At 59.1% G+C, this 22,846-nt stretch carries 22 protein-coding genes, 1 tRNA gene and 1 pseudogene; 8 read left to right on the top strand and 16 right to left on the bottom strand.

What is annotated here, in order from left to right; all coding sequences use genetic code 11:
• Positions 1-13: 13 nt before the first annotated feature.
• From ABFB52_RS13965 to ABFB52_RS13930, 8 genes are all read right to left on the bottom strand, one after another.
• Positions 14-718, bottom strand: coding sequence for an energy transducer TonB (locus ABFB52_RS13965; protein WP_064381837.1), 705 nt, complete (start codon positions 716-718; stop codon positions 14-16).
• Positions 719-721: 3 nt separating this feature from the next.
• Positions 722-1,147, bottom strand: a complete 426-nt coding sequence (locus ABFB52_RS13960; protein WP_007955109.1) for a biopolymer transporter ExbD — start codon at positions 1,145-1,147, stop codon at positions 722-724.
• An 11-nt stretch (positions 1,148-1,158) separates the two neighbouring features.
• A complete protein-coding gene (locus ABFB52_RS13955) occupies positions 1,159-2,958 on the bottom strand; it encodes a DUF2341 domain-containing protein (RefSeq protein ID WP_346836135.1) in 1,800 nt (599 codons plus the stop codon).
• 14 nt (positions 2,959-2,972) lie between these two features.
• Complete coding sequence (locus tag ABFB52_RS13950) at positions 2,973-4,568, bottom strand: ShlB/FhaC/HecB family hemolysin secretion/activation protein (RefSeq protein WP_129973658.1); 1,596 nt, start codon at positions 4,566-4,568, stop codon at positions 2,973-2,975.
• A 55-nt stretch (positions 4,569-4,623) separates the two neighbouring features.
• Positions 4,624-5,250 carry a transposase gene (locus ABFB52_RS13945; RefSeq protein WP_129973657.1) on the bottom strand — a complete coding sequence of 209 codons (627 nt, stop codon included), beginning with the start codon at positions 5,248-5,250 and terminating at the stop codon, positions 4,624-4,626.
• Between the two features lie 281 nt (positions 5,251-5,531).
• Positions 5,532-6,740 carry a DSD1 family PLP-dependent enzyme gene (locus ABFB52_RS13940; RefSeq protein WP_165369560.1) on the bottom strand — a complete coding sequence of 403 codons (1,209 nt, stop codon included), beginning with the start codon at positions 6,738-6,740 and terminating at the stop codon, positions 5,532-5,534.
• A gap of 74 nt (positions 6,741-6,814) precedes the next feature.
• A complete protein-coding gene (locus tag ABFB52_RS13935; RefSeq protein WP_165369559.1) occupies positions 6,815-8,143 on the bottom strand; it encodes a D-arabinono-1,4-lactone oxidase in 1,329 nt (442 codons plus the stop codon).
• A gap of 76 nt (positions 8,144-8,219) precedes the next feature.
• Positions 8,220-8,573 carry a c-type cytochrome gene (locus ABFB52_RS13930; RefSeq protein ID WP_102687644.1) on the bottom strand — a complete coding sequence of 118 codons (354 nt, stop codon included), beginning with the start codon at positions 8,571-8,573 and terminating at the stop codon, positions 8,220-8,222.
• Positions 8,574-8,926: 353 nt separating this feature from the next.
• Between ABFB52_RS13930 and ABFB52_RS13925 the strand changes: the two genes are divergently transcribed.
• The gene (locus ABFB52_RS13925) at positions 8,927-10,552 is read left to right on the top strand and encodes an NADP-dependent glyceraldehyde-3-phosphate dehydrogenase (RefSeq protein WP_074690886.1); all 1,626 of its coding nucleotides are present in this window, start codon (positions 8,927-8,929) and stop codon (positions 10,550-10,552) included.
• Positions 10,553-10,598: 46 nt separating this feature from the next.
• Positions 10,599-11,639, top strand: coding sequence for an FUSC family protein (locus ABFB52_RS13920; protein WP_173892785.1), 1,041 nt, complete (start codon positions 10,599-10,601; stop codon positions 11,637-11,639).
• A 3-nt stretch (positions 11,640-11,642) separates the two neighbouring features.
• On the opposite strand, the gene ABFB52_RS13915 is transcribed toward ABFB52_RS13920, so the two are convergent.
• Positions 11,643-12,536: a DMT family transporter gene (locus ABFB52_RS13915; RefSeq protein ID WP_129973654.1), complete on the bottom strand. Its 894-nt coding sequence runs from the start codon at positions 12,534-12,536 to the stop codon at positions 11,643-11,645.
• Positions 12,537-12,674: 138 nt separating this feature from the next.
• Between ABFB52_RS13915 and ABFB52_RS13910 the strand changes: the two genes are divergently transcribed.
• On the top strand, positions 12,675-13,112 hold the full coding sequence (locus ABFB52_RS13910; protein WP_007955121.1) for an Lrp/AsnC family transcriptional regulator: 438 nt from the start codon (positions 12,675-12,677) through the stop codon (positions 13,110-13,112).
• A gap of 40 nt (positions 13,113-13,152) precedes the next feature.
• The gene (locus ABFB52_RS13905) at positions 13,153-13,479 is read left to right on the top strand and encodes a YceK/YidQ family lipoprotein (protein ID WP_102687648.1); all 327 of its coding nucleotides are present in this window, start codon (positions 13,153-13,155) and stop codon (positions 13,477-13,479) included.
• A 71-nt stretch (positions 13,480-13,550) separates the two neighbouring features.
• On the opposite strand, the gene ABFB52_RS13900 is transcribed toward ABFB52_RS13905, so the two are convergent.
• The gene (locus ABFB52_RS13900; RefSeq protein ID WP_007955123.1) at positions 13,551-14,222 is read right to left on the bottom strand and encodes a Bax inhibitor-1/YccA family protein; all 672 of its coding nucleotides are present in this window, start codon (positions 14,220-14,222) and stop codon (positions 13,551-13,553) included.
• Between the two features lie 122 nt (positions 14,223-14,344).
• On the opposite strand from ABFB52_RS13900, the gene ABFB52_RS13895 reads away from it, so the two are divergent.
• Positions 14,345-14,432 (top strand) — tRNA-Ser (locus ABFB52_RS13895).
• 265 nt (positions 14,433-14,697) lie between these two features.
• Here the strand turns inward: ABFB52_RS13895 and ABFB52_RS13890 are convergent.
• Positions 14,698-16,128 carry an aldehyde dehydrogenase family protein gene (locus ABFB52_RS13890; RefSeq protein WP_129973653.1) on the bottom strand — a complete coding sequence of 477 codons (1,431 nt, stop codon included), beginning with the start codon at positions 16,126-16,128 and terminating at the stop codon, positions 14,698-14,700.
• Positions 16,129-16,251: 123 nt separating this feature from the next.
• Between ABFB52_RS13890 and ABFB52_RS13885 the strand changes: the two genes are divergently transcribed.
• The 3 genes from ABFB52_RS13885 (at position 16,252) to ABFB52_RS13875 (ending at position 19,770) form a co-directional block, all read left to right on the top strand.
• Positions 16,252-17,154 carry a LysR family transcriptional regulator gene (locus ABFB52_RS13885; RefSeq protein ID WP_165369558.1) on the top strand — a complete coding sequence of 301 codons (903 nt, stop codon included), beginning with the start codon at positions 16,252-16,254 and terminating at the stop codon, positions 17,152-17,154.
• A 402-nt stretch (positions 17,155-17,556) separates the two neighbouring features.
• Complete coding sequence (locus ABFB52_RS13880) at positions 17,557-18,216, top strand: hypothetical protein (protein ID WP_240865325.1); 660 nt, start codon at positions 17,557-17,559, stop codon at positions 18,214-18,216.
• Positions 18,217-18,786: 570 nt separating this feature from the next.
• Positions 18,787-19,770, top strand: coding sequence for an LLM class oxidoreductase (locus tag ABFB52_RS13875; RefSeq protein WP_102687722.1), 984 nt, complete (start codon positions 18,787-18,789; stop codon positions 19,768-19,770).
• Positions 19,771-19,808: 38 nt separating this feature from the next.
• Here the strand turns inward: ABFB52_RS13875 and ABFB52_RS13870 are convergent.
• From ABFB52_RS13870 to ABFB52_RS13850, 5 genes and pseudogenes are all read right to left on the bottom strand, one after another.
• A pseudogene (locus tag ABFB52_RS13870) lies at positions 19,809-19,991 on the bottom strand (potassium transporter); the annotation flags it as partial.
• 7 nt (positions 19,992-19,998) lie between these two features.
• Positions 19,999-20,298: an antibiotic biosynthesis monooxygenase gene (locus ABFB52_RS13865; RefSeq protein WP_085747357.1), complete on the bottom strand. Its 300-nt coding sequence runs from the start codon at positions 20,296-20,298 to the stop codon at positions 19,999-20,001.
• A gap of 226 nt (positions 20,299-20,524) precedes the next feature.
• Positions 20,525-21,625 (bottom strand): low temperature requirement protein A, encoded by a 1,101-nt coding sequence (locus ABFB52_RS13860; protein WP_102718341.1) that lies wholly within the window; start codon positions 21,623-21,625, stop codon positions 20,525-20,527.
• A 98-nt stretch (positions 21,626-21,723) separates the two neighbouring features.
• Positions 21,724-22,263 carry a DsbA family protein gene (locus ABFB52_RS13855; RefSeq protein ID WP_078047886.1) on the bottom strand — a complete coding sequence of 180 codons (540 nt, stop codon included), beginning with the start codon at positions 22,261-22,263 and terminating at the stop codon, positions 21,724-21,726.
• An 11-nt stretch (positions 22,264-22,274) separates the two neighbouring features.
• Entirely contained in the window at positions 22,275-22,817 is a 543-nt protein-coding gene (locus ABFB52_RS13850) for a redoxin domain-containing protein (protein WP_102687725.1), read from the bottom strand.
• Between the last annotated feature and the right edge of the window lie 29 nt (positions 22,818-22,846).

Raw genomic sequence — 22,846 nt, 5'->3', positions numbered from 1 at the left:
TTTATGAATGCGGTTAACCCGGACGCCGCCCTTGCAGGGACATGCGCACAGGCAAGGTGATGGAGGCCGGTGGCCGCTCGCTCAGATGCGGCGCGTTACGCAATGCGGCCAGCACCTGACTGTCGATCTCGGGGTTGCCGCTGGACTTGATCAGCTCGACCCGGGTGATCTCGCCGACGCTGCTCAGCCACACATCGGCCTGCAGCGAAAACGCCAGGTTGCGCAGGTCGGGGTTCTCGCGCAGCAGCTTCTGGAAAGTGAACGCGAGGAACTGGCTGTAGGTGCCGTTGCCCAGGCGCCCACCGCCGGAACCGGCCATGCCGCCGCCCTTGCCCGCGCCGATGTTGAACGCGTCGCTGCCGCTCTGGGCGTCGCCGTCAATCTGCATCGGGTTGGCCAGGTCGTCCGCCGGCGATGGCGGTGCTTCTTCCTCGGGCTTGACCTCTTGCGGCTCGGGCGTCGGCTCGGGCTCGACGATTTTTTCCTCGACCGGGGTTTCCGGCTCCGGCGGTTTTTCCGGCGGCGGAGGTGGCGGTGGCGGCAACGGGATGATCGTCGGCACCTTCGGCGCTTCCCGGCGGATGCCGCTCATGTCGTTGGCCCACTGCCACAACAGGAATGCCGCGACGGCGCCCAACAGCAGCCCGGCGCCCCACTTCACGTAACGCAGTGGCGACTTCTTCACTGGCAAAGGCTCGATTGGCAGTTGTGCAGTCATCACTCAGCCCTGCGTCGGTTTGCCGGTAACGAGACCGACCTGGGACAGTTCGAGCCGGCGCAGCAGATCCAGCACTTCGATGACCTTCTGGTACTGCACCGTGGCGTCGCCGCGCACGATCACCGGGAAGTCCGGGTTCTGCGCTTTCTCGATGCGCAGGCGTTCTTCCAGCTCCGGCAAGGTCACCGGGTAGGCGTCAAGGAACACCTGGCCGCCGTCGTTGACCGAAATCGCCTTGGTCTTGGCCTCCGACAGCGACACGGCGGCGCTGGCCTTGGGCAGGTTGATCTGGATCCCGGAGACCTGCGCAGTAGCGGTGAGGATGAACATCACCAGCACCACCATCAGCACGTCCACCAGTGGCGTGATGTTGATGCTGTCCACTGCGGCATCTTCGTCATCGTCGTGGGAAGCATTTACGGACGCCATGTCAGTGCTCCTCAGGCCGGTACGGAGTGGTTGGCGTGATGACCGCGCTGATGCGCCGCTTCACTGGACTGGCCTTCGCCGTGCATCTCCGCCAGACGGGTGATGAACTCGTCGACGAACACGCGCATGTCGGCGCTGACTTCCCTGTTGCGGGTGATCAGGCGGTTGTAGCCAAACAGCGCGGGGATCGCGACGAACAGGCCCATGGCGGTGGCCAGCAACGCGGCCGCCATACCCGGCGCGATGGCGTTGATGTTGACGTCGCCGGCCATGGCCGTACCGAGGAACACCACCATGATCCCCAGCACCGTGCCGAGCAGGCCGATGTACGGGCCGCCGGCGATGGCGTTGGACAGGGTCGAAAGTTTCGAGCTGAGCTGCTGGTTTTCACGGGTGCGCACGCCGTCCATCGAGCAGCGGATGGCTTCGATGGTTGCGGCGGAAACGGACGAGGTATCGGCGCCCTGCTCGCGGCGGGTGCGGATTTCTTTCACCGCCACTTGATACAGGCGCCACAGCGGCGAGTGCTGCAAACGCTGGGCGAGTTGTGTGTCGTCGGCGAACATTTCCAGGCGGGTGCCGACCTTGGCGAATTGCACGCGGAAGTCTTCGTTGGCGGCGGTGACACGGCTGAGGGTGCGATTCTTGCGCAGCATGATGATCCACGACTGGAACATCATCAGCACCAGCACCGCGATGATCACCCAGGCATCCACCGGCACCGCGTTGAGCAGGAAGCCGAGGCTGCCGAAACCGAAGCCGGACTGTTCTTCATCGACGCCATAGGCGACCAGTTTCGACTCGGCACCCTGGGAAGTGGCGTCGGCCAAAAGCAGCGGCGCCGGGCGGGCGACTTTCGACAGCCGCAACTCGTCAATGGCGCCTACGAACGGCTGGAAAGGACCTTCATGAAGATCGGCGCCGATGGCCATGACCGAATTGAAGGCCGGCATCGCCTGAGCCAGTGCCGCGCCTTCGCGACCGTTGATGTACAGCGTCACTTTGGCGCCTTCAGCGGTCAGTGCGACGTGCTGCCATTGGCCCGGATTCAGCGGTTGCGTGGCGATGGCGCGCTGGCCGTCGATTTCCACAAATGGCACGCCTTGGTTCACACCAACCAGCAGGCTGTTGGCGCCTTCGCGGCGGGCCAGGATCAGTTGCTCGCCATTGGCCTGATCCAGACGCAGCCAGGCACTGAAGGTGAAAGCGCTGCCAGCGTTGTGCTGCAGCGACGGGCTGGCCGGAAACAGCAGCGGCTGGCCGCTGAACTGCAAGGCACGCCCTACTACGCCGTCGATGGCGGCGCCGGTCGCGCTCTGCGCGGTGTTGCCGTAAGCGGTGGTGTCTTTCGCCGGGGTGCCAGTAGCGCCGTCGAAGTGATAGAGCGCGGTGTAATTCGGATCGAACGTCAGTTGGCCGTTGCCGGTCGCCGGCGCCTTCTGGTTGCCGTAGTACATCCAGATGTCCTGACGCTGACCGCCCTCGACATTCGGCACATCAACCCAGATCAGCGCCATGCCCATCAGCGCATCGAAGCTTTCGATCTGGTGATTGAGCACGGTCTTGTCGTCGGCGGCGACGAAGCGCAGGTCCGAGCCGTCCTCTTTTACGCCATCAAACGTGAAGTTGCCGGTGTGCAGGCGCACCAGCAGCGCGGTACGACCGAGGGCCTGATTGATCGCGGCGCCTTGTGGCGTGGTGTCGACGGCGATCTGTTTGCGGTAATGCCAGTCGTCCTGCCACCAGGCCTGAGCCGTGGCCGGGAGCACGAAGCCCAGGCAGATCAACAACGAAAGGAAAAGGCGCTGCATGGAAGTGCTCCTTGTTAGAAAGTGGCCTGAAGGTTGAAGTGCAGGCGCGATTCCTGTTTCGAGGTGTTCGGCCCTTCGAGTAGCGGATAGCCCCAGTCGAGGCTGCCGGACAGCCATTTGCTCAGGCTGGCGCGGGTGCCGAGGCCGACGCTGGCCAGGGCGTAATTGGCGTCCTGGTCCGGCAGTTCGTCGCGCAGGTAGAGTTGCGCGCCTTCGGCGAAGGCATAGAAGCGCCAGTCCTGCATCCAGCCGCCGACGTATTTGGCCAGCGACGGTGTGCGCAGCTCTTCGCTCAACAGGAAGCCGTCATCGGCGGTGCGTTCGGCAGCCAGATAACCGCGTACCGAAGTGGCGCCACCGGCGGAGAATTGTTCGTTGGAAACCAGCGGCCCCGACGCCAGCTGGAACGCGGCTTTACTCGCGCTCTGCCAGTCGCTGTCGAAGGTCCAGGTAAAGTTGGTATCGCCCTTGAGCACGGCGAAACTCGGGTTGGCGCGGTAGCGTTTGTAGTCGAAGTCTTCGTCGGAACTGCCGTAGCCGAAGATGCTGCGAGTGGCCGCGACCAGGCTCAGGCCGAGGCCGAGCTGGCTCTTTTCGCTGTAGCGGTAGCCGTTGTAGGCAAAGGTGAACGGCGCGTATTTGAGCGGCACCTTGTCGCTCTCGCCGGACAGGGTCAGGCGTTCGTCGAAGTCCTTGAAGTCGATCCCCGCCGACAGCGAGTTCGACCAGTTGCCGCTGGACGGGATCGTGTAGATCGCCGCTACGCCGTAGGAATGGCCCTTGCCGAGCACGTTGCTGCCGCCGATGGTGGCGACGTTACTGTCGGACTGGTAACCGGAGAACTGCACACTCCAGCGCTCGGTCAGCGGCGCGGTGTAGGAGCCCGACCAGACCTTGGCGTTGTCGGTTTCCTGGGGTGCGGTGAAGAACGTCAGGTTGACGCTGTGCCCCAACTGCCAGAGGTTGTTGTAGCCGAGGCTGGTGACGGTTCGCAGCTTTTCGGTGTCGGCGCTGTAGTCGTTGTTCAGCCCAACGCTGGCGGTCCACGGGTTCTGGTCTTCGACCTGCAGGTCCACGTCCATGGTGCCGGGGCGCTGGCCTTCGCGCACCAGCGGCATCACCTGCCGGCCCGGGGTCTTGTTGAGTTGCGCCAGTTCGCCCTGGACCTTGGCGAAGTCCGGCACCTCGCCTTCCTTTAGCGCCGGGACGTTGTCGCGAATGTCCAGCGGCGAATAGTGTTTGGCGCCGACCACACGGACCCGGCCGACCTTGGTTTCGCTGACTTGCAAGTAGACGATGCCGTCGGCCACGGCCTGCTCCGGCAACTCGACGAACACCGATTGATAGCCGCGTTCCTGATAGGCCTTCTGCAGGGCATCCCGCGCGCCTTCGATATCGCTCAAGGCTTTTTGCGGGCCGAGGAACGGATACACCGCTTCTTCGATCGCCCGCGCATCGAGCACGGTGTTGCCGCGCACGAAGTATTCGTTGACGTCCACCAGACGCTGCGCTGCTGCGTTTTCGGCCTCATCGGCGAACGCCGGCTGCGCGCCGGCCGTCACCAGCAGCCAGCCCCACAGCGCCAGCCGTGACGTGAAAATCTGCTCCACACTACCCCCTGAAATTCGCGATGACCTGTTGGCGCTCATGCGCCTTGCGTGTGCGTCAGTTACTGGCGTTCTTGATTGCTGAAGTGCTGGCCCCGGTGTGCTTGCCCAGCCAGGTGTGCAGCAGCGCGAAGTTCAAGGAGAACTCGGGCATTTGCAGCAGCGCGCCGCAGAACACTTCACCGATGATTTTCTGGATGAGCTGCACCGCACGCGGCTCGTTGAGCAGCGTGGCGATGTCGCGACTGAGGACGTTGAAGCTCCAGACTTTCTGGTTCAGGCCAAGGCCGACGAACCAGCGGAACAGCAGGTTGTAATTGAGCTGTTCGTAGAGCTGCTGCTCGCTGGGCACCGAATACAGCAGTTGCAGCAGCAGGATGTGCATGACCGTCTGCGGGGCGATCAGCATGCCGGGCTGGGCATTGAGGTCGTGCAGGAGGTCGCGGTGGGCGTCGAGCAAATCGTCGATCTGCGGGCGCAGCAGCACCAGCGAATGACCCGGCGGAATGTAGCTGGAGACCTCTTTCAAGGCGCCCTGCCAGTCATCCTGCGACACGATCCAGACCCACGGCGCGCCGTAGCGATACACCGAAACCGGCTTCTTGCGCGCGGCTTCGACGATCTTCGACAGGCGTTGATCGAGTTCCTGCATGCCCACTTTCGAGTAGCGTTCCATAGTCCCCATTGCCTCACTCCCGGCGTCCCGCCTCGGCTTGTGAAAAGCGCCCCTCAGGGCCCCTCAAGCGCGTTACATAGGCATGACCGGACTGGCGATGTGCTACCGAACTTTTGTCATAAAAGCTTCATTACAGAAATTGATCGGGGAATTGCAGACAGCACAAATACTGTGGGAGCTGGCTTGCCAGCGATGGGGTCAGGTCAGCAACATTTACTTGGCTGACACACCGTCATCGCTGGCAAGCCCGCTCCCACAGGGTTATGGGGTGTTTTCAGAAAAACATTCCGTCAGGTGTAGACGGGCCAAATGTCGACGATCTTGCCGCCACGCACCGCCAGCAAGTCGCCGAATTGCAGGAGGACGGCTTCGGTCTGGGTCGGGCGCAAGAACACCTGATCCTCCACCGTCAGCCCAACGGCATTCGAGCCATTGACCATTTCCTGATTCGAACTGCGCCCGTAAACGCCATTGCTCTGCAATCCGGGCGGTGATTCGAATTCGGCCATCCAGTTACCGCCGTAGATGAAAAAGGTCTGCCGCTGGTTGGTGTCCCACCACGAAAACAGCCTCGACTTGTCATCTAGCGCCGGAATGTTCACCGCCCCGGTGCTTTTCAATACCGGCGTTGCAATGTATGCAGCCGGCTCGTGCTCGACCAGCGACGGCAAGTCGTAATGAGTCGGCTTGAGCATCGCCGTCCCCACCGACACTTCACTGCTCAGGCTTTCGTTTTCATGCATGCGATAACTCGGGCTGCCGGCCGTATTCAGGCACAAGCCGTCATGCCACAGCGCCGGGTATTGCTGTCGGGTGAAATCGACGCAGCGCTGATAAATCACCATCACCTTGGCGAACAGTTCCTCGGGCGAACCGAGAATCCCCGGCACGCCCATGCCCACGAACGGGTCGTAACCCATGAAGCCGGCGAACTCCAGGTGCTGCGGGTTGGCGGCGATCAGCGCGAGCATCTGCCCGAGCACGTTCACGTCACTGACGCCGCCGCGGTGCAGGCCGACGTCCAGCTCGATGTTGATCCGCATCCGCGTGCCCAAGCCCTGGGTCAGTGCGAGGTATTGCTGCAAGCGTTCGGGGTTGTCGATCAGCCATTGCAGTTGTTTCGCTGGGTCGAACGAGCCTTTGTGGGTTTGATAGAACAGCTCTGCCGAGCGTACCGGTAAGGGCTTGCCGAGCAGAATGTCGGACTGCGGGAACGTCACCGCATCGTGATTGAGAAACGGCTGATGAAACGACATCAGCCGCTGCGTCCCTGCCCTTTGGCCGATGTAACTGAGCAGTCCCGGTGACGGCAGGGATTTCTCCACCAGCCGCAACTGCTTGCCTGCGCGTTTCACCGAGCGCATTACCACGTCGATGTTGTGGTCGAGTCGATCCAGATCGATCAGCAACACCGGGCGCATCGGGCCTTTGGTCTTGAGCTCATTGTTCAGCGCCCGGAAATAGTCACTGTAAGGCCCGCCGCGATCGCCCGGTCGCAACCATGCGCCAACCCCCAGCAGCAAAGCGCCGACACCCAAACTCCCGAGCACGAAATTACGTCGATTGACCGCCATCAGCTCACCCCCAGAATCGACGACAGATGCCCGTTGAGAAACTTGCCGCTCGGGTCTAGCGCTTCGCGTACCTGAATGAATTCCTGCCAGCGCGGATAGAGCATTTGCAACGTGCGGGCATTGAGCGTGTGCAACTTGCCCCAGTGCGGGCGGCCGTTGTACTTCCAGAAGATCGGCTCGACGGCGGCGAAGAAGTTGTGATGGTCCATCTGGTAATGCTGGTGGACCGATATCGAGCAGCTGTCGCGGCCTTCGAACATGCTCAGCGGAATGTCGTCGGCCTTGACGTAGCGGTATTCGATGGGAAACCAGGTGCGCAGGTCCTTGTCGCGGATCAGTTTGAGAATCTCCCGCAGGCAGGCCGGGCCGTGTTCGGCGGGCACCGAATATTCCATCTCGTTGAAACGCACGGTGCGCACGTTGGCGTAGATGTCGAACGAGTCGCCGACCCGATCATCGAAACTCGCCAGATGCCGCAGGCTGTTGAGCAGCGAACTGCGCAAGTTCGGGAAATCGCTGCCGTACTTGTCGATCTTCTCGATCAGGGTCACGAACTCGTTGCCACCCTCCTCTTCAGGCGGAATCGGTGGCGTGGGCGGGTCGGTGGTTTCGTTAAGGGCAATCGACAAGGCGTAGTCGGAATGGGTGACGACGAGCATTTCCCAGTGCTGGTTTTCGCTCGTGTTCTTGTCCAGGTCTTCGAGCAGTTCTTCGGTTTTGGCGATCCACTGGGTTTCCCGCAGGCGATAGGCGGGGCGGTTTTGCAGGCGGATTTTGGTGGCCACACCCAGCGCGCCGAGGGACACCCGGGCGGCGTTGAACACTTCGGGATGACGCTGGCTGTCGCAGTCCAGCACCTCGCCACTGGCAGTCACCAGTTGCATCCCGCAGACGTGTGCGGAATAGGACTGGAAGGTTTTGCCGGTGCCGTGGGTCGAGGTGGAAATGGCCCCGGCGAGGGTCTGGTAATCGATGTCGGCCATGTTTTGCAGGGCTTGGCCGACATCCTTGAGCGGCACGCCCATGCGCGACATCGGCGTGCCGGCGGCGAATTCGGCTTGCAGGGTTTTCGGGTCGTGGTCGAGCAGGCCGTTGAAGTAGCTCAGCGACAGTAACGTGCCGTCAGTGGGCACCAGCGCGCTGAAGGAATGCGCCGAACCGACCGGGCGAATCTTGCCCGGTGCCTGCTGAATCACCGCCGTCAATTCGTCCAGATTCTTCGGCGCCACCCGCGCCGCCGGAAGGCAACTCTGCCCGCCCGACCAGTTGCGCCAGGGAATCAGTCGCGGCGCGCGCATCAGTTGGCCCAGCGCCGGATTGGAGGCCAGCGCGCTGAACGCGCCGACGATGCTTGCCCGTTGCAACAACTGCCGGCGTGTCAGATCTATCGGCATGCCAGGATCCTTATTGAGGGAGCGGCTGATCGGCCATGAAGCCGATCAACTGAAGGAATTGTTCTTCCGAGCACTCGACGCACTGGCCCATCGGCGGCATGCCGTTGTAGCCATTGATGGCGTGGTCGAGCAGCGTGTCGGCGCCCTGCTGGATGCGCGGTTCCCAGGCCTTGCGGTCACCGGTCAGCGGCGCATTCGCGGCGGGGTTGGCGTGGCAGAGCTGGCAGCTGTTGGCGTAGATCTGCGCCAGCGCCGGGTCTTTGGGAATGGTGTTGTTGGTGCTGGCCGGGGGTTTGGGGTCTTCGCCGCAGCCAGGCAGCGTCATGGCCAACGCCAGTAATAATGTGAGTCGGATTGCCCGCATAACGGCCTCGCTTATTGTTGTGGTCACACCTTAAGGCAGGCGGGTCGGCGGGTTGAGGGCATTGCGGGACATTGAGGGGGGCAAACGGGGCCAGCCCATTACCTGAAGACGATCGTTCCCACGCTCCGCGTGGGAATGCAGCCCTGGACGCTCTGCGTCCGCTTGGAACGCGGAGCGTCCCTTGAGGCATTTCCACGCAGAGCGTGGGAACGATCATGTGTGGATGCCCGCTCTGCTGTGCGGTTTCGCGTGACATTCGCGTGACATTTGCGGGTTTAAATTTCCGCGCATTCAGGCGTATAACCTGTTGAGACTTTTTGATCTGCATGCGGACATCAACACGGGGTAGCGACATGACCACAGCAAACATCCTTGGCAACCTGTTCCCTTCTGTCAGCGACATCCCGGAAAAATACCGCCTCGACGGTCAGGTCGAGCAACGCGAATACCTGGTCGATGGCGAGTTGCGCCGCTGGGACGGCCCGCTCGCCACCGTGCGCAGCCCGGTCTATCTGCATGGCGACAACGGCGATGAACAAGTGATCCTCGGCAGCACGCCGCTGCTGGACGCCGACACCGCCCTCACCGCCCTCGACGCCGCCGTCCGCGCCTACGACCGGGGCCAGGGCCTGTGGCCGACCATGCGCGTAGCCGAACGCATCCAGCACGTCGAGGCCTTCCTCGGGCGCATGCGCCAGCAGCGCGACGCCGTGGTGAAGCTACTGATGTGGGAAATCGGCAAGAACCTCAAGGACTCGGAAAAAGAGTTCGACCGCACCTGCGACTACATCGTCGACACCATCAATGCGCTGAAAGAACTCGACCGCCGCTCCAGCCGTTTCGAGCTGGAACAGGACACCCTCGGCCAGATCCGCCGCGTACCGCTCGGCGTAGCGCTGTGCATGGGCCCTTACAACTATCCGCTGAACGAAACCTTCACCACGCTGATTCCGGCACTGATCATGGGCAACACCGTGGTGTTCAAGCCAGCCAAGCTCGGCGTGCTGCTGATCCGTCCTTTGCTTGAAGCCTTCCGCGACAGCTTCCCCACCGGCGTGATCAACGTGATCTACGGCAGCGGCCGCGAGACCGTCAGCGCGCTGATGGCCAGCGGCAAGATCGACATTTTCGCCTTCATCGGCACCAACAAGGCCGCCAGCGACCTGAAGAAGCTGCACCCGAAACCACACCGCTTGCGCGCCGCGCTGGGGCTGGATGCGAAGAACCCCGGCATCGTCCTGCCGGAAGTCGATCTGGATAACGCGGTCAGCGAAGCGGTCACCGGGTCCCTGTCGTTCAACGGCCAGCGCTGCACCGCGTTGAAGATTCTGTTCGTGCATGAAGATGTGGTGGACAGCTTCATCGAGAAATTCAACGCCAAACTGGCCAGCCTCAAACCAGGCATGCCGTGGGACAGCGGGGTTTCGCTGACGCCGCTGCCGGAGTCGGGCAAGGTCGATTATCTGCATGGGCTGGTGGCTGACGCGCAGAGCAAAGGCGCCCAGGTGGTCAACCCGAATGGTGGCGAGTCGCGGGAATCGTTCTTCTATCCGGCGGTGCTGTACCCGGTGACGCCGCAGATGCGCGTGTATCAGGAAGAGCAGTTCGGGCCTGTGGTGCCGATCGTGCCGTATCGTCACCTCGATACCGTGATCGATTACGTGCTGGAATCGGACTTCGGCCAGCAACTGAGCATCTTCGGCACCAACCCGGTGGCGGTCGGCCGACTGGTCGATACCTTCGCCAACCAGGTCGGGCGGATCAACCTCAACGCCCAGTGCCAGCGCGGCCCGGACACTTACCCGTTCAACGGGCGCAAGAACTCCGCCGAAGGCACGCTGTCGGTACACGATGCACTGCGGGTGTTTTCGATCCGCACCCTGGTGGCGACCAAGTTCCAGGAACCCAACAAGGATCTGATCAGCGAAATCATTCGCGGGCGCGATTCGAACTTCATCGCAACCGACTACATCTTCTGAGGAGGAATCAGCGCTGAGCACTTTCAGCCCCCACCGCTGGCCGCCGCTGTTACGGCGGATCCTGCGGCCGTTGCTAGACCCGTATCGACGTTATCGCCATGCTCGAACGATTCACGCGGTGCGGGTCGCGTTGGGGTTGCTGGCGACAATCCTGCTGACCACCGGCATCAATCTGCCCCACGGCGAATGGGCGTCGGTGACCATGCTGGTGGTGATCGGCGGTTTGCAGCATCACGGCAACATCGGCAAGAAAGCCGCCGAACGCGCCACCGGCACCTTGATCGGCGCCGGCGTCGGTTTGTTGATCGTGGCGCAACAGGCGTGGCTGGGCATGCCGTGGCTGACCTATTTTGCGATGGCGGTGGTGTGCGGATTCTTCTCGTATCATGCCATCGGCAAGGGCGGCTACACCGCCCTGCTCTCGGCCATCACCGTGTTCATCGTCGCCGGGCATGGCGACAACCCGATCACCGACGGGCTGTGGCGCGGGGTCGATATCCTGATCGGTATCGCCCTGGCCCTGGCCTTCTCGTTCGCCCTGCCGCTGTACGCGGTGTACTCGTGGCGCTACAACCTGGCCGATGCGCTGCGCGATTGCGCGACGGTGTACGGACGGATTATCGGCGGCCAACCGGTGACCGCCGACGAACACTTGAAGTTGATGAACCGGCTGAACGCGGTGATGGTGCAACTGCGCTCGCTGATGCCGTCGGTGTCCAAGGAAGTCAAAGTCTCGATGACCGAACTGGACGCCATCCAGCGCAACCTGCGCATGTGCATCAGCACCCTGGAAATCCTCGGCAACATCCGCCCGGACGCCAACGACCCCGACGCCATGACGCACCTGCAAGCGGCGCTCAAGGCCGAACACCGGCACATTCGCGTGCAATTGATCGGCATGGCCCGAGCGTTGAAAACCGGTGCGTCCGGTCGATTGGGACGCCCGGTGGAATTGCCGGACGCCAGCCTCGACACGCCGGTCTACAGCCCGCTGGACGGCTACCGTTTGCTGACCCGGCAACTGGCGGCCAACATCGGCGAAATGCGCCAGCGCCTGGCGAAGACTGCGCCGCGCTGGAACATCTGAGATTTACTGCGCGGCCAGGCGCCGCGCCTTCAATCCCCAACCCTGTTGCATGCCGGCAGCGGCCAACAGGATCGCTGCCACGCCGATCCATTGCAGGGTTTGCAGTTGATGACCGAAGGCAAACCAGTCGACGAAAATCGCCGCAATCGGGTAGATAAACGACAGAGCGCCGGTCAATGCAGTCGGCAGTTTCTGGATCGCGCCGTAAAGCAGCACGTACATCAGACCGGTGTGGACGATGCCCAGCGTCACCAGACTGGCCCAGGCACTTGGCGCCTCGGGCATTGCTGAAAAATGCGCGAATGGCGCGAGCAACAGCACGCCGGTGCAGACCTGGATCAGCGCAATCAGATGCGGCGGCGTGCCGGTCAGGCGCTTGATGATCAACGCAGCTATGGCGTACAGAAACGCCGCCCCCAGCGCCAGCGCGATCCCCATCAGGTAATCACTTCCGCCCTCGCCCTGCCCGCCATGGGCACTGACGATGGCCAGCATCCCCATGAAAGAAATCGCCAGCCAGAACAGCTTCTGCAAGGTGATCTTCTCGCCTAGAAATAGCGCTGCCAGCCCCACCAACATGAACGGCTGCACGTTGTACACCGCCGTGCCGATTGCAATCGACGCCCGTGAATAGGAGGCGAACAGCAGCACCCAGTTGCCGACGATTGCCACCCCGCTGATCACCGCCAGCAGGAAGGTGGTGCGGGTCAGAATGCCGGGGCGCAGAAAGCCGAAGGCGGCGCAGATCAGCAGCAAAGTCCCGGCGCCGAACACGCAGCGCCAGAACACCACGTCCAGCACCGGTTGCCCGGACACCAGCACGAACCAGCCAATCGTCCCGGATATCAGCATGGCGGCGGTCATTTCAAATGAGCCGCGACGGATTGTTTTGTCCATCATCAATCTCCTTAATGTGTGGCAAAAGTATGCCAAGCGTGACCGGGGCTTCTCCAGCGCAAAAAGCAGGCTAAACTCGATTTCTACCTTTTTTATCGAGGGTGGTTTGCATCATTCGCCTAATGCGGGAGTTTTTGTATGACCGACGATATCGACCAGATCCTGATCGGGGCCTTGATGGAGGATTCACGGCGCTCGCTCAAGGCGCTGGCGCAGATCAGCGGTTTGTCTTCGCCGAGCGTGGCCGAGCGTTTGCGCCGCCTGGAAGAACGCGGCGTGCTCAAGGGCTACACCGTGGAGATTGACCCGAAGTGCTTCGGTTATCAGTTGCAGGCGATTGTCCGGGTGCGGCCATTGCCGGGGCAATTGCAGGAAGTGGAGCGGCAGATCATGTCGATTCCCGAGTTCACCGAGTGCGACAAGGTCACCGGCGAAGACTGCTTTATCGCCCGCCTGCATGTGCGCTCGATGGAGCAGCTGGACACCTTGCTCGACCGGTTGAATACGTTGGCAGAAACCAATACAGCGATCGTCAAGAAGACCCCGGTAAAACGTCGATTGCCGCCGATGGCGTGAGCGGCGTAGATTGAGTTTTTTCCGGCGAAGGATTGGCGGCATGAAAATTCAGGCAACGATGCTGGCAGCGTTGATGCTGGCTGGGTGCGGGACGGTGCAGACCGTAGCGTTCAGTGACAAGCATTCCACGGAGCAGTTGAAAGCGAACAAATCCTACTGCGGCGCTGTACCGCGCATCTACAGTGGCGTGACGTACGACTTCTGCATGCTGCACGCCGAAAAGCCGGATGACGTCGATGCGTTCAACTACAAGAACGCGACGCCGGGTCTGCTGGTGGACGCGGCCGTGTCGGGAGTGCTCGATACGTTGCTGCTGCCCTACACGATCTACAAGCAACAGGCCGATGGCAGCATCGTGATCAATTGATCGCTGCTCTCTTTTTCGCAGGCAACAAAAAACCCGCTTTCGCGGGTTTTCTGTTTATTGCAGTGCAGCGATCAGTCGTCGCGGCTCATGATGCCGAAGATCTGCAACAGGCTGACGAACAGGTTGTAGATCGATACATACAGGCTGATGGTCGCCATGATGTAGTTGCGCTCGCCGCCGTGGATGATGGCGCTGGTCTGGAACAGGATGCAAACCGAGGAGAACAGCACGAAACCTGCGCTGATAGCCAGTTGCAGGCCGCTGATCTGGAAGAACATGCTCGCCAGCGTCGCGCCCAGCAGGACGAAGAAACCGGCGGTGATGAAGCCACCGAGGAAGCTCATGTCCTTGCGGGTGATCAGCACGTAAGCCGACAGACCACCGAACACCAGTGCGGTCATCGCGAACGCGGAGCTGACCACTTCAGCGCCGCCCTGCATGCCCAGGTAACGGTTGAGGATCGGGCCGAGCAGGAAACCCATGAAACCGGTCAGGGCAAACGCCGACACCAGGCCCCAGGCGGAATCACGAAGCTTGTTGGTGAGGAAGAACAGCCCGTAGAAACCGATCAGCACCACGAAAATATTCGGGTAGCCGACCCGCATCTGCTGGGCCACGAACGCCATCACACCGCTGAATGCGAGGGTGAGCGCCAGTAGACCGTAAGTGTTGCGCAGGACGCGGCTAACCTCTAGCTGCTCAGCCTGCACGCTGTTGTGAACTGCGTAATCCTGTTCGCGCATGGCGACACTCCTGTTGGTTTGAAACGTTCAGTCGCAAAGATCATAACAGACGCTCTGTAACAAGCCATGCACAGAGTTTGACAGTGTGTTTCATTCAGGTATTATGGCGCCCGCAACGCAACGGAGGTGTGGCCGAGTGGTTTAAGGCAACGGTCTTGAAAACCGTCGACTGTAACAGGTCCATGAGTTCGAATCCCATCGCCTCCGCCATATTTGATACGACAAAGCCCTGATTATTCAGGGCTTTGTCGTTTCTGGCTTTCAGGAGTTTTGCTCTTCTCTTTATAGATCGTTTCCGCATCTTTTCGGCCATTTCCGCAACCCTACTTTTCAGACCGCCCTCCTCCCGTCAATTTCAATTGCCAAATTTAATGCGACAGACGAATTTTGAGTGGAGCAGTAGGCTGCTTTCGGCCAAAAGCGGACGCTAACTGCCATTCCTCATCCAGTGCTCCCAGACAGGAACCTGAACCAGTCATTTCAATGGGTCATAGCTGATCAACGTCTTTGGCTCCAAATACGCGCTCATCCCCCACCTGCCCATTTCGCGCCCAAGGCCTGAATGCTTGAATCCACCGAAGGGGGCACGCGGTTCGTGGGCCAGGGTGTTGATGAGCACGCGTCCCGAATCGATCTGACGGGCGACGTTCATACAACGTTCGGAGCTTTTTCCCAGCACCAGGGCGCTCAGCCCATAGTCCGTATCGTTGGCAATGCTGATCGCATCGGCATCATCCTCGTAGGGGATGATCGTCAGCACGGGGCCGAAAATTTCCTCACGCGCGATGCGCATCCGGTTGGTGGCATCAGTGAAGATCGTGGGCTTCACGAACCATCCGGCATGCAAACCTTCCGGGCGACCTTCGCCACCCGCCAGCAACCTCGCGCCTTCTTCGTGGCCGGTACGGATGTAGCGCTGCACCCGCTCCCATTGTTTCTGGCTCACCATCGGACCGATGTCGGTGTCGGCGTTGCGTGGATCGCCCGATTGAATCTGTGAGACACCCTCCTTCGCAATCCGCTCGAACTCTGCCAGCCGGCTGCGCGGCACGAGGATGCGAGTGCCCGCGATGCAAGCCTGGCCGCTGTTGAGAAATCCGGCTTGCAGCACCAACGGCATGACCGCTTGGAAATCAGCATCGTCAAGCACCACGGTGGGGGACTTGCCGCCCAATTCCAGCGTCACGCGCTTCATGGTGTCGGCACCGGTTCTTACCAGATGCTGACCGACAGCGGACGAACCCGTGAACGAGATCTTGGCAACGTCGGGATGACGGGCGATCTCCTCGCCAACCACATCGCCCCGTCCGTTGACGACATTGAATACACCCGGTGGCAGCCCCGCTTCGTGCAACGCTCTGACCACGACCTGCGTCTGCAACGCGCTCATCTCGCTGGGCTTGATGACAGCGGTGCAACCTGTCGCCAGCGCAGTGGCCAGCTTGTTGCAGATGAAGCCCGCATTGCTGTTCCAGGGCGTGATCAGACCGGTCACGCCCACAGGCGTCAGAATGACCCTGGCCACGCCGACCTGTTCCTCGAAATCGAACGCCTCCAGTGCATCGATTGCTTGCGCAATCACATCGGCCGGATAAGTCGCCATCCAGCGCCCGCGAACCGCAGGCGCGCCGTATTCCACGAGGATGGCTTCCAACAGTTCCTCCTCCCTTGCCGCCATGGCCCGGTGCATGCGTTGCAGTACCGCAATGCGCTCCCCCCGGCTAGTACGAGCCCACGCCGGGAACGCAACCTTGGCGGCTGCGATCGCACGCTGTGCGTCCAATGCATCGCCCAGCCGAACCTGACCGATGACTTCCTCGGTGCTCGGGTTATGAAGGTCGAACCATTCCTGACCGTGCGGAATGACGAACTCGCCGTCGATGTAGATATGTTCAATGAGTTGCATGGCGACTCCTCGCTCAAAAACGACTCGCCTGAATCGAGCCTCTGTGATGAAGTCTAAGAAGGGTTCATTATTCCGATAAGCCACCTTTTGGCTTATGAAGCATCCGCATATTCAGGACAATCCATGCACAGAACAGGAATGACCGAGCTGGAAGTGGTTCTGGCCGTGGCGCGCCGCAGCAGTTTTCGCGGCGCGGCACAGGAATTGGGCATGTCCACCACCGCCGTGAGCAGCGCGGTGGCCGGCCTGGAAGCACGCCTGAAAGTGCGCCTGTTCAATCGCTCCACGCGCAGCGTGGCCCTCACCGACATTGGGCAACGCTATGTGGCACGTATCGCCCCTGCGTTGGCGCAGATCAAAAGTGCCGGCGAAGAAGCCAGCCTCGGCCCTGATGAACCCAGCGGCACATTGCGCATCAATGCACCGCATGGCGCGGCCTACCTGCTGTTGGATCCGCTATTGAAGCAGTACGCTCAGCGCTATCCCGAAGTGCGCATCGACATCGTCAGCGAATCAAGCATGGTCGACATCATCGCCGGTGGCTTCGACGCCGGGATCCGCCTGGCGGAGTCTGTGCCGCAAGACATGATTGCCGTGCCACTGTCAGGTGACATCCGGATGCTCGTGGTAGCAACGCCCGAGTACCTCGAACGCCACGGCGTGCCCGAGCATCCGCGAGATCTGCTTACCCACCAGAGCATCTGCATGCGCATGGCCCACGGTGGCCTCTACCAGTGGGAATTGGAGCGCGATGGCCAAAAGCTGCAGATGGATCTGCCGGTGCGCTTCGCCTCCAACGAGTTGCTGGCCATCAAACAGGCCGTGGTGTTGGGCCTTGGCATTGGTTTCATTTCCGAGTGGTTCATCCAAGAAGAACTGGCGAGCGGCGTCCTGGTGCCGGTGTTGATGCCATGGTGCCCGTCGTTTGGCGGGTTGAGGCTCTACTACTCGGGCCATCGCTTCGTGCCGGCGCGATTGCGCGCACTGATTGAACTGGCGCAAGAGTTGCGGCCCACGGTGGTTTGATAATATTCCGCCGCCTTTTTATCGTCCCCCCTTCGGCCAAAAAAACACCCATCAGAAAGGACCGCTTTCGGCCAAAAGCGGACTCTCACGATAGCTGCTTTTTGGACGCCAGCGCACGACGCGGCGTCTGACCCAAAATGGATCTCAGTCGCGCGCTAGCTGTCGAGAAATTCAAACGACGAGTTTTAGCAGATTTTCCAACAGCTCTTTAAACTCAGCGCGATCTGTATAATTTTCCCGGTGCGTAGACCGGTGGAGGATCTGCTCAGCCGTCATCAGCGGCCAGAGTTTGTCGATCACATCGTCCGCTTTGATGTTCTTATCTCAGAACCCAATCTCAACGACGGCTATTTTCTCCTGCTCTCGCGATTGCTTGACTCGTAGAGTGTTGAAGGAAGAGATTTGCAAAAAAATATTCGTCATTTACATGTACCTTCCAGCAGCAAAGGACGCTTGATGAGAACCCCGCTACTCGCCCTTACCCTCGCAGCTCTATTGAGCGCATGCGCAATCCCTTACGAAACCCCGGAAGCCCGCGCCAATATTGAACGCGATCTGAAGCTCAGCGCAGACGAAATCGTCACTATCACCGAAACCAACTGGTGCTTATCTCCCTATGGTGATTTGCAAGTGTGCAGACCCAAGCAAGGCCTGGGTGTGCTGACCAAGAGCAAGCTAGTGCTGGCCTTCTATAAGGGCGGCATCTACCAGCAAGCTGAAGTCATCAACGCCAGCGATGTGCAGTGTGCCCACCTGCAAAGTGGCAGAGCCGCAGCCGATACCTTCTACCTATTCAGTGAACGTTGGGCCGCCATGCTGGCGCCAATTACCGTGGGAGGTGCTTTGGCCCTCGACAAGAAAGCCCAGTTCCTGAGCGTGCTAGTGCCGCCAAACACTGAGAGCTTCACGGCTGCGCAAGGAAATTTTATTCAGGTCACCGATCGCAAGAATTACTCGGCTGTGGCGGTACCAGGTACCAAAACCTATGTAGGAACCAGCGAGAGTATTCGCCAGATTTTTAATCCGTGTACGCAGGGAAAGAATCGCTCAGCCGCATCCTAAGTCCTGACCTGACCTTTCGAGTGAAACAGTCCCAGCAGCAATTGAAGCGCAAGTAGTTCAATGCAAGCCCGATGCGCCGGGCCTGTCGAGAGCCGACAGTCGGCTGCCGACAGTTACAGACACAACGAAAAAGAAGGGCTGCATTGGGTCGTTTTCTGCCTCTCGCGACGGGCAGAAAACGGCCAATAGCGGCCGTTCTGGAATGGCAGGAAACGACCGATAACTGCCTTCGATACGCGACTTTCGCCCGCCAGCGGCTCGATTGTAAGAATATGGCGGAGAGCTGCAAAACCGCCTACGCTTATAGAATGATTCCTCGAACGCCTTGCCCATCTGGTGGTATAGAGCCGAGAGATCTGACTTCCTTTGACCGTCCGGTTAACACCCACCCGGACCAACCCGCGCCTATCGCCAGCAACTGCCCCCTGAGTCCGGTCCACACGACCAGCAGTACGGCGCAACGGGTAAAAGCCAGACCCAGTCCCTTCACCTGCCGTTCAAAAGCGACCGATGCCGCAGCACCTCTGGAAACGGGGGCGCTGTTAACGTTCTGCCATGAGGTCAATCCGTATGTATCGGCCGAGCACGATTCCTTACCAGCAGCATCGAGGGTTCAGCCGAACCTTCACTCAGGGGCATTTGAGCCTTGGATTATTCTTTCCCATGGAGGCGTTCGACGGGGACACTCCGAGCATGCTCAACCAGGTCACACTGGCTAAAAAAGCCGAGGCGCTGGGCTTCTGCGCGCTCTGGTTTCGCGACGTGCCGCTTCGCGACCCTGGCTTCGGCGATGTCGGCCAAGTCTTCGACCCCTGGGTTTACCTGGGTTATATGGCCGCCCATACCTCGGAGATTGCACTTGGCACCGCCTCCATCGCCATCCCGCTGCACCATCCCCTGCACACGGCCAAGGCGTCAGCCAGCGTCGATCAGTTGAGCACTGGTCGCTTGATTCTGGGGGTTGCTTCGGGAGATCGGCCAGTGGAGTTTTCGGCGTTTGGCGTCGATCCCGAAAGGCGTGGAGAGATCTTTCGAGAACACTACGAAGTGATTCGCCGCGCCCACAGCACCAGTTTTGAGCCCATCCACTGGAGCACTGGTGAAATGCAAGGCGCAGACCTGATTCCGAAACCTACCACCCAATTCATTCCAATGCTCGTGACCGGCAACAGTCGCCAGTCACTGGATTGGATCGCGCGTGAGAGCAACGGATGGATCAACTATCCACGCATTCCGAACATGCAGCGGCTGGTCGTGGAAGATTGGCGACTGGAGGTCACGAAACAATGTGGCTCTGTGTACAAGCCCTTTACTCAGTCGCTGTACATCGATCTCGATGAAAATCCGTCCACGCCCCCCACACGTATCCATTTGGGTTTCAGACTGGGACGTTACCATCTACGGTTTTTGCTGGAGTCGCTTGAGGAAATCGGCGTGGACCACGTCATTCTCAATCTCAAATATGGCAAGCGCCCTGCGGCGGAGGTTATCGAGGAATTGGGTACGCACATCGTTGCGCAGTTCGGAGTGCAGCCGCGTCCGGCAGCGCATTGAACATCGGTCACTGCTACGCCGACGAATGCTCACTTGACGAAACCATAAGGTGTCACGGCGCGGATGACCTCCGGATCTACATCAATGATGGAGATCTTCGCGCCATGAGCGACCGGTGCCCGGCAAGCAATCTACCCTACCCAGCCTAAACCCGTGATGAGCACATTGCCTTGCAGATTCTGTGCGGCTTCCACGCCGTCCATGGACACGATTTGCGCGCGTATCCTTTCAGGGTAGCTTGGCCGCAAGGACGTCAACCTTCTCGATTGATGGCGGTTCGGCAAACAGCTCGGCAGCGTTTGTCATAAGCGCCGCCGCGACCTTGCCCGAAAGATGAGCCTGCCGGCCCGCTTCATCCGGAAATGCGTCAAAGATGCCAAAGGTAGACGGCCCCAAGCGGATTCCAAACCAGGCTGTAGTGGCTGGCTCCTCCTCCACTAAAGGAAGGCCGCTCAAGAGAAAGCGCTCCACCTCTTTCTCTTTCCCAGGTTTTGCTTCCAGACGAACGAACAACGCTACTTTGACCATGACGTGGCTCCTGTTGTTACGATGCGGCTGGTGCTATCTGGTCGCAATAGCTAAAAGGGGCATCCGGCAATTAACTATGGTCGACGACACCAGGATTACAAACCCAAAGAGACCAAGGGTAGCGTCGCATGTCGCTTGGACACTGAGAATGACGTAGTAGGCAGCGCGCAAACCGCAGACCAGCCGCTTGATCACTTTTCCCGAGCTGTGGCCTGATAATCAAGACTCAACGATATCTGAAATTCAGGAGAACATAACAGATCATGGTGACTGTCAAGCCGACCAATATGTACTCGACACGCGGTAGAAATATAACTAACCCACCTAAAGAAAACACGATCAAGGTGTTTTGCAGTATGTATTTCCTTATTCGACTCACAGCTATGAAATAGCCATATTGCTTCCCCAGGAAAAACAAGACCATGCCGGTGATCGACATAATCTGGAAATCGCGCATCGCAATGTCGTTCAGGATCGCATGCCTGATCAAATTTGCCAGAAGTGCCAGCCCCATAAAAAGAAAAAGGTGCGAGTAGATCAAGGCGTGCCCACTCATACTGCTTTGATGTTTGTTCAATAAGTAAAAACTATCAAAATAGATCCACCAGATACTGCAAATCATGATAAATCCGGTGATGGCCGCCATCACATTATAATAACCCCATTGAATGTTAGACAGGCCTCCGGAAAGGCTAATAATTGACTCCCCCAATAAGATTAGGGTGAGTAGACCTATGCGCTCAACCAAGTGTTCCGTGTGTGCTGGCAACGGTTTTAGTTTAGTCCAGAAAAATACAGGAAACAGAATATCAAGAATAATCCCAATATAAGCAACAAGGTAACGCAAGGGCGGGTCAAAAATAACGGATGAAAGGCTAATAACTGCGCTAACTAATAGGGCAAAACCAAGCCTTGAGGAAAGTTCGCCGCGAGAATCGAGTTTACTAATGGATGAAATATACATAACACTGATGATCGCTCGTATTCCAAAATAGCAGGCAATAATAAGCGGGTAGTTCACTTCCAGGTCTTCTCCGATCCGTGCCGATAGCACAATGAGCAGGAGCATTATGAATAATGTTGCCAAACGGTGAAGATTGCTGTCTGTATCGAACCTGTTGGAGTAAATCGTGTGACTGGACCAGATCCACCACAACGGTACAAAAAGCAGTAAGAATGTCCATAATTGCTTGTGTTCAAAGTGGCCGTCATGAACATGTCCGAGAGTGTGCGTAACCTGGCCTATCGTAACAACGAAAGTCAGGTCAAAAAACAACTCCAACCATGTGGCGTGTCGATTTTCTTCATAATACTTCAAAGATTTCATTAGTTGCCGGCTCCGTGTCCACCTCTTTAATGTAAAAGGAAGCTAACGTTGGTTTTTCCTCGGCTCCGATGTGGGTGATGCCAAGCCGATTTGGCTCTCTAGCGATTTCGTCCACGCACTAACAAAAGCTCAATCATCTGACTCATCCCGATGAACTCTGGAACTCCGTCATAGCGAAGCCCGTCAATGTAAAACGCTGGGGTGCCATTCACGCCGCTGCGTACACCGCCGTTGAAATCGGCTTGTATTTTGGGAATGTAAGTATCCTCTTGCATTGCAAGATCGAATTCCTCCTTGGGAAGGCCGTGTTTGAGAACGATGGCGCGATACAGCGGCAGGCCCAATCGATCCTGATTTTCGTACAATTCGTCGTGGGCCTCCCAGAAGAATCCTCGACTCCCGGCATACTCCGCGGTGACCGCTGCACCCAATGCATGGGGGTGAGCGGTGGTCAGAGGGAAGTTACGGAACACAAACAGCAAGTCATCGCGAAAATGCTGTTGCAGATTCTTGACCATCCAATACGCTTCACCGCAATAGGGACATTCATAGTCGCCAAATTCGACCAAGGTGACCTTGGCATGCGCACTTCCCTGGCGATGGTCGTTGGCACTTACCGGGACTTTGAGAGTGGCCATGTAATCACCTGTTAATTTTTGGTTGGCGTGCTTTGTGGCGAATTCACCAGAGCATCCAGCGCATCCAGAATGCCGTCCGCCCCAGGGTTGATTGCCATTGGTGAGACGTAGCTCCAGGCGACCACCCCCTCCTTGTCAATCACGAACAGTGCCCTCTTACAAACTCCGAGCTGGGACTCGTACGCTCCATACTGTCGTGCCACCGCCCCTTTGGGCTCGAAATCGGCCAGCAGGCTGAAGTGGAAATTTCGATCTTTGGCAAAGGCCTGATGACACCAGGCGCTGTCAACCGAGATACCCAATAGCACCGCACCGTATTCTCTGAAGGTGGGTAACAACTGGTTGTACAAGGTCAGTTGGTCACCACACACCGAAGTCCAGTCAGCGGGATAAAACGCCAGTATCACGGGATTTCCCTTTAGCTCACGCAGCGACAACTGTTGATCAGGGGTTGCGTGAAGAGTGAAGTCGGGCGCGACAGTGCCGGCCGGCAGCGGACCCTGAACCAGGTCGCCATTGGTTTTTTGTGCATCATCGAACTCTAAAGTATTCATTGCTTGAACCTTGATAGATGGGTGGTTGG

The organism is Pseudomonas sp. 9.2(2024) (assembly GCF_039695385.1).
GTDB classification, from domain to species: domain Bacteria; phylum Pseudomonadota; class Gammaproteobacteria; order Pseudomonadales; family Pseudomonadaceae; genus Aquipseudomonas; species Aquipseudomonas paraglycinae.
Note: the sequence above shows the minus strand (reverse complement) of the source record. Positions and strands in the feature narration are given on the sequence as shown.

Bases quoted from the DNA above. Each gene is read 5' to 3' on its own strand.
- ABFB52_RS13960 (WP_007955109.1), bottom strand. From the start codon at position 1,147: ATGGCGTCCGTAAATGCTTCCCACGACGATGACGAAGATGCCGCAGTG.
- ABFB52_RS13905 (WP_102687648.1), top strand. From the start codon at position 13,153: ATGAAAATTCAGGCAACGATGCTGGCAGCGTTGATGCTGGCTGGGTGC.
- ABFB52_RS13930 (WP_102687644.1), bottom strand. From the start codon at position 8,573: ATGCGGGCAATCCGACTCACATTATTACTGGCGTTGGCCATGACGCTG.
- ABFB52_RS13865 (WP_085747357.1), bottom strand. From the start codon at position 20,298: ATGGTCAAAGTAGCGTTGTTCGTTCGTCTGGAAGCAAAACCTGGGAAA.
- ABFB52_RS13915 (WP_129973654.1), bottom strand. From the start codon at position 12,536: ATGGACAAAACAATCCGTCGCGGCTCATTTGAAATGACCGCCGCCATG.
- ABFB52_RS13910 (WP_007955121.1), top strand. From the start codon at position 12,675: ATGACCGACGATATCGACCAGATCCTGATCGGGGCCTTGATGGAGGAT.
- ABFB52_RS13860 (WP_102718341.1), bottom strand. From the start codon at position 21,625: ATGAAATCTTTGAAGTATTATGAAGAAAATCGACACGCCACATGGTTG.
- ABFB52_RS13885 (WP_165369558.1), top strand. From the start codon at position 16,252: ATGCACAGAACAGGAATGACCGAGCTGGAAGTGGTTCTGGCCGTGGCG.
- ABFB52_RS13945 (WP_129973657.1), bottom strand. From the start codon at position 5,250: ATGGGGACTATGGAACGCTACTCGAAAGTGGGCATGCAGGAACTCGAT.
- ABFB52_RS13925 (WP_074690886.1), top strand. From the start codon at position 8,927: ATGACCACAGCAAACATCCTTGGCAACCTGTTCCCTTCTGTCAGCGAC.
- ABFB52_RS13900 (WP_007955123.1), bottom strand. From the start codon at position 14,222: ATGCGCGAACAGGATTACGCAGTTCACAACAGCGTGCAGGCTGAGCAG.
- ABFB52_RS13890 (WP_129973653.1), bottom strand. From the start codon at position 16,128: ATGCAACTCATTGAACATATCTACATCGACGGCGAGTTCGTCATTCCG.
- ABFB52_RS13855 (WP_078047886.1), bottom strand. From the start codon at position 22,263: ATGGCCACTCTCAAAGTCCCGGTAAGTGCCAACGACCATCGCCAGGGA.
- ABFB52_RS13955 (WP_346836135.1), bottom strand. From the start codon at position 2,958: ATGCAGCGCCTTTTCCTTTCGTTGTTGATCTGCCTGGGCTTCGTGCTC.
- ABFB52_RS13965 (WP_064381837.1), bottom strand. From the start codon at position 718: ATGACTGCACAACTGCCAATCGAGCCTTTGCCAGTGAAGAAGTCGCCA.
- ABFB52_RS13875 (WP_102687722.1), top strand. From the start codon at position 18,787: ATGTATCGGCCGAGCACGATTCCTTACCAGCAGCATCGAGGGTTCAGC.
- ABFB52_RS13850 (WP_102687725.1), bottom strand. From the start codon at position 22,817: ATGAATACTTTAGAGTTCGATGATGCACAAAAAACCAATGGCGACCTG.